15 protein-coding genes are annotated in these 14020 nt (G+C 69.3%); 6 read left to right on the plus strand and 9 right to left on the minus strand.

All coding sequences use genetic code 11. The annotated features are described in order from the left end of the window. Positions 1-70: 70 nt before the first annotated feature. Complete coding sequence (locus tag O3438_RS01600; protein ID WP_269678196.1) at positions 71-463, plus strand: nuclear transport factor 2 family protein; 393 nt, start codon at positions 71-73, stop codon at positions 461-463. 67 nt (positions 464-530) lie between these two features. Here O3438_RS01600 and O3438_RS01605 read toward each other — a convergent pair whose 3' ends face one another. The 7 genes from O3438_RS01605 to O3438_RS01635 all read right to left on the minus strand — a co-directional run bounded on the left by O3438_RS01605 (position 531) and on the right by O3438_RS01635 (position 7643). Then, positions 531-1193 (minus strand): hypothetical protein, encoded by a 663-nt coding sequence (locus O3438_RS01605; protein ID WP_269678197.1) that lies wholly within the window; start codon positions 1191-1193, stop codon positions 531-533. A gap of 104 nt (positions 1194-1297) precedes the next feature. Then, positions 1298-2365, minus strand: a complete 1068-nt coding sequence (locus O3438_RS01610; protein ID WP_269678198.1) for an alpha/beta fold hydrolase — start codon at positions 2363-2365, stop codon at positions 1298-1300. Continuing rightward, positions 2362-2715 carry a hypothetical protein gene (locus tag O3438_RS01615; RefSeq protein ID WP_269678199.1) on the minus strand — a complete coding sequence of 118 codons (354 nt, stop codon included), beginning with the start codon at positions 2713-2715 and terminating at the stop codon, positions 2362-2364. Before O3438_RS01615 ends, O3438_RS01610 begins: the two co-directional genes overlap by 4 nt. 97 nt (positions 2716-2812) lie before the next feature. After that, the gene (locus O3438_RS01620; RefSeq protein ID WP_269678200.1) at positions 2813-3277 is read right to left on the minus strand and encodes a TetR/AcrR family transcriptional regulator; all 465 of its coding nucleotides are present in this window, start codon (positions 3275-3277) and stop codon (positions 2813-2815) included. Positions 3278-3330: 53 nt separating this feature from the next. Beyond that, complete coding sequence (locus O3438_RS01625; RefSeq protein WP_269678201.1) at positions 3331-3861, minus strand: GNAT family N-acetyltransferase; 531 nt, start codon at positions 3859-3861, stop codon at positions 3331-3333. 103 nt (positions 3862-3964) lie between these two features. Continuing rightward, complete coding sequence (locus O3438_RS01630; protein WP_269678202.1) at positions 3965-6544, minus strand: IPT/TIG domain-containing protein; 2580 nt, start codon at positions 6542-6544, stop codon at positions 3965-3967. 181 nt (positions 6545-6725) lie between these two features. Next, a complete protein-coding gene (locus O3438_RS01635) occupies positions 6726-7643 on the minus strand; it encodes an NADP-dependent oxidoreductase (RefSeq protein ID WP_332367489.1) in 918 nt (305 codons plus the stop codon). A 127-nt stretch (positions 7644-7770) separates the two neighbouring features. On the opposite strand from O3438_RS01635, the gene O3438_RS01640 reads away from it, so the two are divergent. Continuing rightward, positions 7771-8421 carry a TetR/AcrR family transcriptional regulator gene (locus O3438_RS01640; RefSeq protein ID WP_269678204.1) on the plus strand — a complete coding sequence of 217 codons (651 nt, stop codon included), beginning with the start codon at positions 7771-7773 and terminating at the stop codon, positions 8419-8421. Between the two features lie 181 nt (positions 8422-8602). Here O3438_RS01640 and O3438_RS01645 read toward each other — a convergent pair whose 3' ends face one another. Beyond that, positions 8603-10636: an acyl-CoA dehydrogenase family protein gene (locus O3438_RS01645; protein WP_269678205.1), complete on the minus strand. Its 2034-nt coding sequence runs from the start codon at positions 10634-10636 to the stop codon at positions 8603-8605. A 182-nt stretch (positions 10637-10818) separates the two neighbouring features. On the opposite strand from O3438_RS01645, the gene O3438_RS34275 reads away from it, so the two are divergent. Beyond that, a complete protein-coding gene (locus tag O3438_RS34275; RefSeq protein ID WP_442929693.1) occupies positions 10819-10986 on the plus strand; it encodes a DUF7003 family protein in 168 nt (55 codons plus the stop codon). A gap of 147 nt (positions 10987-11133) precedes the next feature. On the opposite strand, the gene O3438_RS01650 is transcribed toward O3438_RS34275, so the two are convergent. After that, positions 11134-11427: a hypothetical protein gene (locus O3438_RS01650; protein WP_269678206.1), complete on the minus strand. Its 294-nt coding sequence runs from the start codon at positions 11425-11427 to the stop codon at positions 11134-11136. A gap of 409 nt (positions 11428-11836) precedes the next feature. Between O3438_RS01650 and O3438_RS01655 the strand changes: the two genes are divergently transcribed. The 3 genes from O3438_RS01655 to O3438_RS01665 all read left to right on the plus strand — a co-directional run bounded on the left by O3438_RS01655 (position 11837) and on the right by O3438_RS01665 (position 13978). Continuing rightward, entirely contained in the window at positions 11837-12418 is a 582-nt protein-coding gene (locus O3438_RS01655; RefSeq protein WP_269678207.1) for a hypothetical protein, read from the plus strand. Between the two features lie 75 nt (positions 12419-12493). Further along, positions 12494-13333: a helix-turn-helix domain-containing protein gene (locus O3438_RS01660; protein ID WP_269678208.1), complete on the plus strand. Its 840-nt coding sequence runs from the start codon at positions 12494-12496 to the stop codon at positions 13331-13333. Positions 13334-13396: 63 nt separating this feature from the next. Next, entirely contained in the window at positions 13397-13978 is a 582-nt protein-coding gene (locus O3438_RS01665) for a dihydrofolate reductase family protein (RefSeq protein ID WP_269678209.1), read from the plus strand. Positions 13979-14020: the final 42 nt, after the last annotated feature.

Raw genomic sequence — 14020 nt, forward strand, 5'->3', positions numbered from 1 at the left:
CACAGCGTCACAGCGCGCACGCGCCGTGCGCGACGATGGGCGGGCAGGGCGACACCCGTACGCTGGGGTGGTGATCGACTTTCGTGCGGCGGTGGAAGCACGCGACAGCGATGCCCTTGAGGCGGCCCTGGCCGACAACGTGGTGTTTCGCAGCCCGGTGGCGTTCAAGCCCTATCCGGGCAAGGCAATCACCGCAGCGATCCTGCGGGGTGTGCTGCGGGTCTTCGAGGACTTCCGGTATGTCCGTGAGCTGAGCGGCGAGGGTGGCCGCGACCACGCGCTGGTTTTCGAGGCGCGGATAGGCGACGTGGCCATCGAGGGTTGTGACTTCCTGCACCTGGACGACAGCGGCTTGATCGATGACTTCACGGTCATGGTTCGTCCGCTGTCCGCCGCGCAGGCCCTGGCCGCTGCGATGGCCGCTCAATTCGAGCAGATCCAACGCGAGGCCGCCGCAGGTTAGCTGCAACGGTCGCCCGCACCGGTCATTGGCCTCCTACTCCCGGGCCATGAACTGGACGATCAGGGGCCTACAGGCCGCCCCAGTCTCCCGGCGCCTCGACGAGTTTGCAGCGGAGCGCGTCGCGGATCAGCGAGGCGTCCCCGAACGAGCTGCTGAGATCCCAGTACTCGTGGCTGAGTGCGTCGTCTGGCGCGAGGCGGCCGATCAGGTCGGCGATGTCGTTGAGCTCGAAGTAGTTTGCCGCCGCGATGAACGCGACGATCTGCTCGGCGGTGCAGGCATCCAGCGGCCAAGCGGCACCGTTCGCCATAGCTCCGTTGTGGAACCACATCAGGTAGGACAGGTGCACCAGGCCAGCCGGGCCTTCCGGCGCCACTGCCCACGGTTCCATGTCGATGGCTCGGTCGACGATCGCCCCGACACGGTCGCGGTCGAGGTATTCACCTGCGCCCCAGCGCCAGTCCAGGCTGTGCACCCAGCGGTAGTCCGCGTCGGGCGCACGCAGGATCTCCAGGCCACGGGCGCGGGGCAGGACGTTCGTGCCGGATTCGACCAGGTGAAGATCCCGACCGCCGCCGCGCCGCTCGACCCGGCAGTGGTCGGGGTCGCTGACCCACACCATGACGCCGGTGTGCTCGAAGACCGGTTTGGTCTCGGGGTCTACTGCGAAGTAGGTGACGTCGAGATCGGCAGGATCGATGACTCGCTGCCGTTCGCGGGCCTTGTACAACCGCAGTCTGATCACGCCTCCAGTGTGCAGGCCGTCCGCCCTGTGCCGCGTCACGGTCGAGCGGACGGCCCTTCGGATCACACTTCGTCGATCAGGGGCCTTGTCTACCTGGTACCGCATCTCATGAACTGACGCAGTGCGTCGAGTGTCGGCGGGGCGAGCACGTCCGGATGTGCGGGGTCGGTCAGGTCGTGAGCCACGCCGGGCAGCACGATTCGGCCGGGCCCGCTGGTGTGCGCCCGTTCCAGTGCCACTGCCAGCGACGTGGTCGTGCGGCACGGCACCTGCGGGTCGATGGTTCCGCAGGTGAGCAGGGCAGGAGTTCCAGGGGGCAGCTGGTAGGCGACCGAGGCGGGGTCGACGGCGTCTATGGATTCCACGAAGCGCCGGCTGGGTCCGCCGAGCGCGCGGAAGAGGTCGGCGAGCGCGGGCGGCATCGCGGTGGTGTCGAGCGGACGGTGGGCGCGGAGATCGGCAACGGCCCGGTCGACGGCACGCCCGATGGTGAGTTGGTCCGACCGGGTCATCTGGCCGGCGGCGACGGCGGCGGCGAGTTGGTCGTGCAGCTGCTGGGCGAGCACGTCGAGGAACCGCCTTGCCAGGGGCTGCAACAGACCGACCCCGGCCGTACGGGGTTCGGCGGTGACCGCGACCCGCAGTGCCGTCAGCGCGCCCTCGCTGTGACCGATGAGGCGTACCGCTCGCCGGTTGACCTCGGGCTGGCCGGCGAGAAGCCGGTACGCGGCATCGGCTTGGCGGACGAACGCGGGATAGTCGATCGTCTCGGGTCTTCCGGCGTAGGCGCCCAACCCGGTCCGGCCCGTGCCGTACTTGTCGAAGCGCAGGCTGATGATGCCGTCGCGCGCCAACGTGTTGGCGAGTTTGGCCAGGGTGTGCGGGGTGAGCGCGGGCGGCTGGTCGCCGTTGCGGTCGGTGGGACCGCTGCCGGGCAGCAACAACACGGCCGGCATCTTCTGCCCCCGGCGGTGGGCGGGGACGTGCAGGGTGCCGTACGTGACGGTGCCGTCCACTGTGAAGGTGACCTCGTGGTCCGCGGCCGGCGCGGCTGGCATGGCCTGCGCGGCGGTGGCGGGAAGGGCGCTGGCGACGATGCTCCCGACCAGGACGGTGCCGACCGCGACCCCGCGTGCGATCCGGGCGAGCGCTTTCATCGCGGGACCGCCTGCTCGATCAGGGCGACCGTGGCGGCCGGGTCGACGACCTCCACGACCAGGCGGGCGTACTGTTCGTCGGCGAGTTCGATGACGACGGCCCGCGAACCGTCACGAATGTTCCAGAAGACGGACTCACCGTCCTGGTGGAAGGTGCCGGCCGTGATCACACCGGGCACATTCGTCCCCGGTGCCCGCAAGCCCTTGGGTTCGGCGGCGATACCCGGGTCGGCGGTGGCTCCGCGGACGTTTGCCAACGGGATGACGAGACGGCTCTTGAGCGACCACAACCTGTCCATACCTTCGATCTGCACGACGAGATCGTCGCCGTCGATGAGGACGTTGGCCATGACACAGGTCCTTTCGTCAGCCCGGCAGCGCCGGCCGCAGGGCGTGGTGGGGCATCGGCGCGTGCGGCGCCGGGCGGGGTTGGTCGCGGAGGTTGGGTTACGAAGGGTCGGTCGACCCCATGGCGGCACGGGCTCGCAGCCGTTCGCCCAGCAGCGTGTTCAACGCGGTCGAGGGAAGGCCGCCGGCGAGGGGCCCCGGCGCCCGGTGCAGGGCCTGGTCGAGTTCCTGCCACGCCTTGGACACCAGGGCCGCCACCTCGACGTCGCTGGGGGCGCGCTCGACCGCGGCGAGCAGCAGCAGGTCGAGCGCGGGGTTGTCGGCGACGTTCGCGCCAGCGGCGAGTTGCTCGGTCAGCGGCGGTAGTCGGTGATCGAGGTGCCACCGTAGAGCGGCGAGATACAGACCTCGTTTGCTGCCGAAGGTTTTGTACAGACTGTTGCGGTGCACCCCCAGTTGGTGGACGAGATCGTCGACGGACACCCCGTCGTAGGCGCGACCGGCGAACAACTCCGCCGCCGCGGCCGTCACGGCTTCTTCGTCGAAACCCCTGGGGCGTCCCACGTCCCAAACACTAGTGATTGAGGAACGACCAGTCAAGAATGATCGTTCCTAAACTATGCGGAGGTGGTGAAGCTGATGAACGTGTCAGGGGGTCGTGTCTCGGCGGTGGGGCCGTCGTAGATCTCCCACGTGGTCCCACTGACCTGGGTCGCGACCGTCGACCAGAACGCTTCGACGCCGGGGTTGTAACGCTGAAAGCCGATCCACCACCGACCGGGGAACAGGGAGATCACGTGAACGGCGGCGGCGCGACCGACGCCGGTGCGGCGCAGCGCGCGGACAACGAAGAAGCTGGCGACCGACATCCCGCCCTCGGCCGGGGTCGTCATCACAAAGCCCGCTGTCCGACCGGCCGCCGTGATCAACCAGGCCCGGCTCTGCGGGTCGACGCCGGCGAGAAGCCGGTCGAGCGGTCGGTCGTTGAACGTGCCATCGTCGTTGGGGAGATGACCGTAGGCCTCCGACAGGTCATGTCGATACAGCTGACCAAGATTGCTCAGCAGCGCCCGGTGCGAGCGGTCGACCGGTGTCAGGTCGACAGGCGTCGATGGCGGACGAGGTGGCGTCGCGGCTTCCCAGGGCACTCGGGCAGCTTTCCATGACGATCAAGCCGTCCGACGCCGGCATCGCCGACGGCCAAGGCGAGCCCGGCCAGGACCCGGTCGGGGCCCTGGCCGGGACTATCGGTCAGTCGATTCGACCAGCGCGGCGGCGCCGGCTGAACAGCACGAGAACGCTGCCGAGAAGGGCCAGCATCGCCCCGACCGTCAGCGGCGCGGCGATGGTGTCACCGGTCACCGGCAGGCTCCGCGGGACGTAGCGGAATGCCAGCCCGTTGGAGGTTCCACCATCGGTGCTCACGACGACCGTGGTGGTACCGGCCGGGCAGGGCGGCGTACGGAAGGTCAACGAGCGACCGCCCGCCGCCACGGTGACCTGGGTGGCCGGGATGGTCTTTCCGCAGATGGTGACCACGGTCGCGCCCGGGACGAACCCGGAACCACCGACCGTCACTGTCGTGCCGCCACCGGTCGGCCCCTGCCCCGGGCTGACCGTGTCGATGCGCGGTGGGGCAGTCTCGTAGGTGAACCCGTCCGGTTCGGTGACGTCGTCACCAGGCAGCTGTACGGTCACGTCCACCGGGCCGGCCAGGCCGGGTGGGGTGACGACGGTCAGCGAGGTGCCGTTCGGGTTGACGACGAGGTTGGTACCGGGCGTATTGCCGAAGGTGACGCCGGTGGCACCGGTGAGGCCGGTACCGGTGATCGTCACCGTCGTACCACCGGTGGTCGGGCCGGTGTTCGGCACGATCGAGGTGATCGTCGGCGCTACGTACGTGAATGGTGGCGCGGTGGCGGTGCCCGCGGGGAACACCAGTCGCACGTCCGCGGGCCCGGCCGTGTTCGGCGGGGTCACGACGGTGATCGTGGTGCCGGCCGGGTTGACGGTGAACCCGGTGCCGGGCACCCCGTCGAAGGTCACTCCGGTCGTCCCGGTGAAGCCGGTCCCGGTGATGGTGACAGTGGTGCCACCCGAGGTCGGTCCGGTCGTCGGCGTCAGCCCGGTCACGGTGGCGCCGCTGCCGTCAGGGAGGTAGGTGTAGTCCAGCGGTGCGGCCGTACCGCCGCCGGTGCTCACCACGACCACCGCCGGACCGACCGCGCCAGGCGGGGTGACCGCCGTCAGCGACGTGCCGTTCGGGTTGACAGTGACGTTGGTTGCCGGCGCGCCGTCGAAGGTGACGGTCGTGTCACCTGGGACGAAGCCGGTGCCGGTGATCGTCACCGTCTGACCGCCCGACTGCGGGCCCGCGTTGGGCGTGATCGACGTGGTGGTCGGCGGTGCCGCGACGTAGGTGAAACCGTTCGGTGCGGTCGCGTTCGCGCCCGGGATGAGCACTGTCACGTCCACCGGTCCCACCTGCCCGGGAGGTGTGACCACGGTCAGCGAGGTGCCGCTCGGGTCCACGACAAGATTGGTGCCCGGCGTGTCGCCGAAGGTGACGCCGGTGGCGCCGGTGAGGCCGGTGCCGGTGATCGTCACCGTCGTGCCGCCGGTGGTCGGGCCGGTGTTCGGCACGATCGAGGTGATCGTCGGCGCGACGTACGTGAATGGTGGTGCGGTTACCCGGCCGGCCGGGAAGACGAGCTCGACCAGGGCCGGTCCCTCCGGGTTCGGCGGGGTCACCACGGTGATGGTGGTGCCGGCCGGGTTGACAGTGAACCCTGTGCCGGGCAGCCCGTCGAAGTCCACGCCGGCTGCACCGGTGAAGCCGGTGCCGGTGATCGTCACCGTCGTGCCACCGACGGTCGGCCCGGAGGTGGGCGTGAGACCGGTGATGACGGCCGCGCTGCCGTCGGGCAGGTACGTGTAGCCCAGCGGCGGCGCGGTGCCGTTCACCGTGCTGACCACTACCGACGCGGGGCCGATCGCACCGGGCGGGGTGACCGCCGTCAGAGAGGCACCGCCTGGTGCCACCGTCACACCGGTTGCCGGCACGCCGTCGAAGGTGACGGTGGTGCCGCCCGGAATGAAGCCCGCGCCGGTGATCGTCACGCTCTGGCCGCCGGACTGCGGGCCCTCGTCGGGCGTGATCGTCGCGGTCGTGGGTGCCGCCGGCGGACGCTCGCAGGTGGCCTCGGACACGATCACGGTTCCGACGGGGATGGTTGTCGGGACACCGAGGACGGTGCCCGACAGAGTGAGGGTGGCCCGCACGGTGATCGCGGTGGCACCGGTGGCGGTGGTCGTCTCGACGCGGGTCAGTGACGCGTTCAGGCTCGCCCCTACCAGCCCCGGCACGACCACGGCCGCGCTACCGACGACGGCGGGCGCGTTCGCGGTCAGGGTCACCGCCGAGCCGAACAGCTCCAGCCCGACGAGCGTGGTGTCCGCGCTGGTCGCGCCGACCTGCGGGCACGTCGCCGTGGCGGTGACCTCGGTGGCGTCCAGCACGTCGACACCGAGCACGGTCAGGTTGAGGCCGTTGACGCTGGCGGATGCCGACGACGTGCCCGCCGCCCGGGTGGCGGTGACCTCCTCGACGGTGCCGCTGGCGGTCACCCCGAGCGCTCCGGGTATCGAGACGGCCAGCAGCGTCTCGGTGTCGGTACCACCGGCGGCCGGCGCGGTGGCCGTGCCGACGACGGCGTCGGCGGTGATCACGGCGACGCCGCCCACCTCGGCGGACAGGTCGACGACGACACCGCGGGCGGTCGCGTCGCCGGGTGCTGCCCGTGCCGGCGTTCCCAACCCCAGCGTCGCCACGCCGGCGACCAGCGTCGCCGTGGAAGCACTGGTGATTCTTCGTAGGACAAGCCTCACCGATTTCCCCCGTTCAGTTTGAGTGACGTGCCTGCGCGGAGTGGCAGCACCCGTCAACGACTGAACGAGGACAAAGCGGACAAGTTATGGCATATCGGAAGCAGTTAACCCTGCTCCGGTGTGCTCAGGGACGTACCCGGATGACGGTTTTGCCCTTGCGGCGCTGGGTCGGGTTGAGCGCGGGGATGGCGTCGTCGAGGGTCGCTACTGTGCCGATGTGGGTGCGAAGGCGTCCGTCTCGCACCCGCTCGACGATCTCCACCAGCTGACTCGGAACGGATTCGACGACGAAGTCGACCGCCAGGCCGTCGACAGGGCGGGCCTCAACAGGTCCGACCACCGACACCAGTGTCCCGCCCGGCCGGATGATGCTCGCCGAGCGCCTTTGGATGTCACCGCCGATGACGTCGAACACCAGGTCCACCCCGCCGATGTCGTCGAGATCCTCGTGGCCGAGGTCGAGGAATTCGTTCGCGCCGAAGTCGAGCGCCGCCTGGCGGTCGGCCGCCCGACCGGTGCCGATGACGTAGGCGCCGAACTCCCGGGCCAGCTGCGTCACCACCGACCCGACGGCGCCGGCGGCGCCGTGTGCGAGGACGGTCTGCCCAGCCCGGAGACGACCGTGGTGGAGCAGGCCCTGCCACGCGGTCAGGCCGGAGATCGGCAGACTCGCACCCACCGTGAAATCGACGTTTCCCGGCAGCGGCGCGAGGTTGCGTGCCTCCACGGCCGCGTACTCAGCCAGCGTTCCATCGCGGTGCCAGTCCGTGATCCCGAACACCCGCTGCCCGAGCGAGAGACCCGTCGTGCCGTAGCCGAGGGAGGAGACCACGCCGGTGAACTCGTGACCGATGATCGCTGGGGCTCGATCGTGACCGGAGCGGTCGACCCATGTCGAAGGCCACTCCCACTCGGCGGGGACGAAGCCCGACGCGTGGACTTCGACGACGACGTCGTTGATCGCCGGCGTCGGTTCGGGCCGCTCCGTGAGGTTGATTCCGGCTGCCTCCGCGGCTTGATCCATTGCGACGATCGCCTTCATGGGTGCCTCCGTGCATCTCGTGTTCGTCGGCGCTGTGCCTCGGTTTTTTGGGCTTGCCAGCCCACTGATGGCACTCAACACGACGCAAATATGGGCTGTCAAGCCCAATCCGGGTATCGTGTGTGTCATGGAAGCCACAACGGAAGTTCGGGCGCCGCAGAAGCTCACGGACAAGGGGCAGGCGACTCGAGCCCGCATCCTCGAGCACGCCGCGGAGCTCATCTACACCAAGGGCGTCCACGCAACGAACAACGAGCAGCTCCGCCGTGCGGCAGGCATCAGCGGATCACAGCTCAACCACTACTTCCCGACCAAGGAGAGCCTCGTCCTCGCGGTCATCGAGTGGCAGGCCCAGCGCGTCCTCACCTTCCATCGCAGCGAGCGGTTCACCCACTTCGAAAGCCTCGACTCCCTTCGGGAGTGGGCGGATTTCTACATCGCCTACGAACGCTCCTACCAGGAAGGCTGCAGCCTCGGCTCGCTCGCCAGCGAGATCATCAAGACCGACCTCGACGTTCACGCGGAACTCGCGAACGCGTTCGAGCAATGGAGGAACATCTTCCGAGACGGCCTCGCACGGATGCAGAGGCTCGGCCGCATCAGCGGAGAGGCGGATCCCACCCGCCTGGCCTACCTTCTGCTCTCCGCCTTCCAGGGCGGCATGCTCCTCGCTCAGGTCGCCCGCGACATCACCCCGCTGAAAGAAGCCCTGCGGGCAGCCATCGACCACGTGCAGACATTCGTGACACCCCAGGCCGCCGACGCACCCGCCAGGTGACTGGACGCTGATGCGATGACCGGAGGGCGCAGGCAGCTCGGCGAAGCCGCCGAACGGGCGAAGAACCGGGTCGAACCTACGCGAGCAACCAGCCACCGCCGAAGGCTTCGCCCAGCAGATCCAGGACCACACCCACCAGCACGGGTGGCCTCGACCATGCGGGCCTGAGTGAACCGGGCCCTCACGGCCGGGCAGGCTCTGGATCTCCATCTTGTTGCGCTCGCCGACCGGCGGCGTACGCCGGGACCACCTGTGGATCACCGGCGTCGTCGTGGTCGGTCATGGTCTCCTGCCGGTGGGGTTCCTCGCGCAGGATCGCGGCGTGCAGCCACTCTTGGGGGATGGCGAACCCGTCGACGAGGTCGCGCATGTGCGGGCGTAGTTCCTTGAGTAGTCCGTTCACGACGCCGGTGATCGCCTTCGAGCGGGCCGGTGTAAGCCGGCCGTGCTCAAGGAACCAGCCCTTGTTGGTCTCGATGACACTGAGCGCGTACAGGTCGCAGACGCGGGAGAGCAGCGCCCGGACCGCCGGATCGGCGGTGCCGTCGACGCCGGCGACGAACGCCTCCAGGGTGACCCGGTCGATGTGCGCGGCGGCCACGCTCAGGACGTGGTCCTGAACGTCGTTGAAGATGTCGAAGGGCCGGTCCTTCTTCGTGGCCGCGCCGTTGCGCAGGCGGCGGACCGCGCCGTCGAGGAGGTGCCTCTCACGGTCCTCGAAGGTCTTGAGCTGCCAGCCGCGGTCGGTGACGGCGACCTCCTCGTCACGACCGGGCACGGCGCTGATCAGCCGTTCGATGAGCGAGCGCGCGGCGGTGCGTTCGAGCACCATCCCACGGACCTGCTCGGCGACGAAGGAGGCCCGCCCCCAGCCGTCCAGCGAGCCGAACTCGTCCCGGTAGCCGGTGAGCAGTCCCTTGGCCACCAGTTGCAGCAGCACCGTGTTGTCGCCCTCGAAGGTGGTGAAGACATCGGTGTCGGCCTTGAGGCTGGGCAGCCGGTTCTCGGCCAGGTAGCCCGCACCGCCGCAGGCTTCGCGGCACATCTGGATGGTGCGGGTCGCGTGCCAGGTCTGCGCTGCCTTGAGACCAGCGGCCCGGGACTCCAGCTCCCGTTGGCGGTGTTCGTCGACCGGCCCGTCGCCGCCCTGCACCTCGTTGAGCGCCACGACCAGCTCGGATTGGGCGAAGTGCAGCGCGTACGTGGTGGCCAGAGCGGGCAGCAGCTTGCGCTGGTGGGCCAGGTAGTCGTTGAGCAGCACCTCCCGGCCCGCGTCGGGCGTGCCGAACTGGCGGCGAATGTCGCCGTAGCGCACCGCGATGGTCAGCGCCGACTTCGTGGCCGCCGACGCGGCGCCACCCACACTGACCCGACCTCGGACCAGGGTGCCGAGCATGGTGAAGAAGCGCCGGGAGTCGTTCTCGATCGGGCTGGAGTACGCGCCGTCCGGCGCGACCTGGCCGTAACGGTCCAGCAGCATGTCCCGCGGCACCGTCACGTGGTCGAAGGTGAGCCGCCCGTTGTCCACGCCGAGCAGCCCGGCCTTGGGCCCGGCGTCGCCGATGCGCACGCCGGGCATCGGGTTGCCCTGCGCGTCGCGGATCGGCACCAACCACGCGTGTACGCCGTGCCGTCGCCCGTTGGTGATCAGCTGCGCGAAGACCACCGCCATCCGCCCGTCCCGGGCGGCGTTGCCGATGTAGTCCTTACGGGCCGCCTCGTGCGGGGTGTGCAGGTCGTAGGTCTGCGTCTGCGGGTCGTACGTGCAGGTGGTGCGCAGCTGCTGCACGTCGGAGCCGTGCCCGGTCTCGGTCATGGCAAAGCAGCCGAAGACAGTGCCGGAGATGATTTCCCGCAGATAGGCGTCGTGGTGCCGTCGGGTGCCGAGGGCCTGCACAGCCCCGCCGAACAGGCCCCACTGCACGCCCGCCTTGACCATCAGTGACAGGTCGACCTGCGCCAGCATCTCGCTGGCGATGATCGAGCCGCCGACGTCGGACCTGCCGCCGTACTCGGTGGGGAAGGCCGACGCCATACCCAGCTCGGCGGGGAGTTCGGTGAGCAACCGGGAGATTCGCTCCCGTGCCTGGTCACCGGTCTCGCCGTACACCGGGAGGAAACGCGCGTCGAGGTGCTTCCGGTGCGCGTTGCGGACTGCGGCCCACGGTCCGTCGAGCACGTGCCGCAGGCGAGCGAGGTCGATCTGGTCGGGCACGGTCCCCCCTCAGTTAGCGGACATATACGCACAGGTCGTACTCGATCAAGGATAGCCGCGCCGGGCCGGTCGAGTTCGGGCAGCGCGATCCCGCCGCGTCCGGCGTCGGGGGAGGCTCTCGCGAGGTTCGAGGCCAGCCCGGATCGGGCAAGGGCGGCGAGCGCGGCGCCGACGGGTCAGCGCTGACGGCCGATCCTGCTGCGCAACGCGCCGACGGGTCACGACCAAGCCGATCTGAGACGTCCTGCCAGCTTGCCGAGGTCCTGACGACCGGCGACCTTGGGCTGTACAGGCCCACCCTGCGGCCCAACACACACTGTTCCAACTGGCCCGACTCGGGAAGCCTCTAGCCGTAAGCCGAGCAGGGCTGCGGATACGTCGGCTTGGTACCGCCCCCAATATGGCCCTTCCTCCTTGACCATCGACGGCCAGTCGCCGGGGTCGAACCAGGACGGGACATCGCCGCGCCGCGATTCGCACTGCGACGGGTCGCCCAGCTACCAGCCTCCGAAGGCTTCGTCGGACTCAAGAAGGCGCTCTCCGGAGAGAATGTCGTCGGGTTGGAGTTGGTCGCCGCCGAAACCAGTCACGATGCCGTGAGACTCGCTGATCTCCACCACGACCAGGTTCACGTCCCGCTCTGGCCTGCCGTGTTCGCCGCATGCACTGTCGAAGCGGTCCCCGGGACGAGCCCAGTGCTGCGGGTGATACCCCGGCTCACCGTCCAGGCGCCAGCCTTCAGGGACGACCCGGACAGACTTGACGAAGAAGCTCAGACGCTCGGCACGCACAGGCAGCATGATGCACGACCGCCGGATGCATACCGCCGACGGGCATCGGTCACTGTCGAACTACCAGAAGGCACCCGATGAGTACCCGTCCACGCAGGGTTGGTGCCTGGGCCTCTTCGGGCCCCAACCCGAAGGCGAGAGCTCGCGGGAAACGGGGTCGCCGGATCGGCACCGACGGGGCATGATTCCCTTCGCACCGGATCCGGCGGATCTTCACTCCGTGCGGCGAGGTACGAGATGCCCAGCTCAGCTGGCCTGGCGACGTCTGGGCCGCGCCGCTCAGGAGAACACTGTGCACTGCACGAAATGTGGAGCCGAACTCGAACACCCCGGCCAAGGCCACCTGTGTCGGTCCTCGGCCCCTCCGCCCTCGGTCAGGACTGACGGTTGGGACATCGCGACCTGGTTCGTGATCGGGATCGCCCTCGTCTACGCCATAGCTGCGATCGCCGTAGCCGTTTTCGCAAGCTCGGGCGACCGGGGCAGTCCGCCGTCGTCGTCCAGCACGGCAGCGGCGCTCGGGTACCTCCTGGCCAGCCTGACCATGATCGCCGCCATCATCGGCCTGGTCGTCAGCGGGCTGATCTGGGGCCGCGGTACCCGTCAACTCGCTGAGGCGCACGGCTCCTCCGGCCGCTCGTACAGCCGTCACTGGGGCATACGCGTCTTCTCCACCTGCCTCTTCGTGAGCGCCGCCGTGGCCTGGCTGGCTTCCGACCGAACCGCCCCGGCCGTCCTGTTCAGCCAGGCAGCCCTGCGCACACTCGGAGCTGCCGCGCTGATCGGGGGCGTGCTGCACAGCCGGGCGCGGGTCCTGCGGCTGATCGCTGACGTTGACCGAATCGTCGCCGGACACTATCCGCCGGTCGCCGGGCAAGACCGAGCCTGGCCGTTGTCGCCCACTCCGACCAGCGACGACTGGAACGCCAGTCAGTGGGACCCCGACGTGTTGCGCGACATCGAATCCCGCCGCCAGCGCGACAGAACCTGAACTGGTCTCCGGATCGGCGTCGGTCGAGGCCATCCCGGCGCACGACTCCGGCGGTGCGTCGGTGATGCTGTGGGCGTGGAGTACGTGTCCAGAGTGCCGCGACCACCCCTGGACGGGCTGATCGACGACCTCTACTACCTGGAGGGTGCGCGGCCGTACGCCCGGCTGACGCTGCCGGCAAGCCCGGCGGCGTTCCTCATCGTCAATCTCGGGGCGCCGTTTCGCATCCGCGGCGGCGCCGACACCGAGATGACCGAGTACGCCGACGGCTGCGTGGTCACCACGCCCACCCGGGCGTTCGAGTTCGGCTACCCACTCCGGACGCGGTCCGTCGGCGTGCATTTCAAGCCGTGGGGGCTGGCGCCGTTCCTGCCGATGCCCGCAGCCGAGCTGTGTGACCGGCCGGTGGCGGTGGAGCAGGCGTGGGGTCGACCCGCCATCGCCGAGTTGCGAGATCGACTGGCCACAGCCGAGGGGCCGCACGAGATGCTGACGCTGCTCGAGGAGGAGCTGATGCGACGGCTGGCCGACGCGGCCGGTCTGGGGCTGGTCCGCCACACGAGCAGCGTCATCGCTGCGACCAGCGGGGCGGTGGCCATCGACGATCTGAGGGTTTCCGCCGGTGTCAGCAGCACCCACCTGGCGCAGCGGTTCAAGGAGCTCATCGGCGTCACGCCGAAGCGGCTGGCCCGCACCTACCGCTTCACCGCCACCGTGTTCTCGATCAATCCCGCCGAACCGATCGACTGGGCCGACCTCGCCAGTAGCGCGGGTTACTTCGACCAGGCTCACTTCGGCCACGAGTTCCGGGCCTTCACCGGGCTCACACCCACACGGTACGTCGAGGTCCGGCGGCGGTTCCTGCGCGAACACCCCGGTCACGTACTGGACGGCTGGCCGCTGCCGACCGATTGATTCCTTACAAGAGCGGCAGCCCACGAGCCCCTAACCTGAGGGGATCCAAGCAGAGGAGCGCCCGTGGGCGATGTAGTCATGTACGGCTCGGTGTCGGTGGACGGCTTCATCGCGGACGAGAACGACCAGCCCGGACCGCTGTTCGACTGGTTGCTCAGTGGCGACGTGCCGCTCGACGAGAGCGGCGTGTTGAAGGTGTCGCAGGCGTCCTACGACCACACCCGGCCGTACTGGGACCGGATCGGGACGACGATCGCCGGCCGCCACGTGTTCGACATGACAGACGGCTGGGACGGGAAGCCTCCGGGCGGGGTCGACCACGTGGTCGTCGTGACACACCGGCCGGCGCCCGAGGGTTGGGACCCCGAGTCGCCGTTCCACTTCGTCGACGGTGTCGAGGCGGCCGTGGCCAAGGCGCAGGAGTTGGCGGGTGACCGCCTCGTCGAGGTCGCCGCCGGCGACGTCGGTGGTCAGGTGCTTGCCGCAGGGCTGGTCGACGAGGTGCGCATGGACGTCGTACCCGTGGTGTTCGGGTCCGGCAAGCGTTACTTCGGGTCGGTCGACGCGCAGCACCTGTTGGAGGATCCCGACGTGGTGATTCAGGGCAACCGGGTGCTCCACCTGCGCTACCGGGTGCGCCGTTGATCGAACCGATCGGTGACACGGCGCTGCCCGGCGCGGCCGTCG

Origin of the sequence: Micromonospora sp. WMMC250, assembly GCF_027460215.1 — a bacterium.
GTDB classification, from domain to species: Bacteria; Actinomycetota; Actinomycetes; order Mycobacteriales; family Micromonosporaceae; genus Micromonospora; species Micromonospora taraxaci.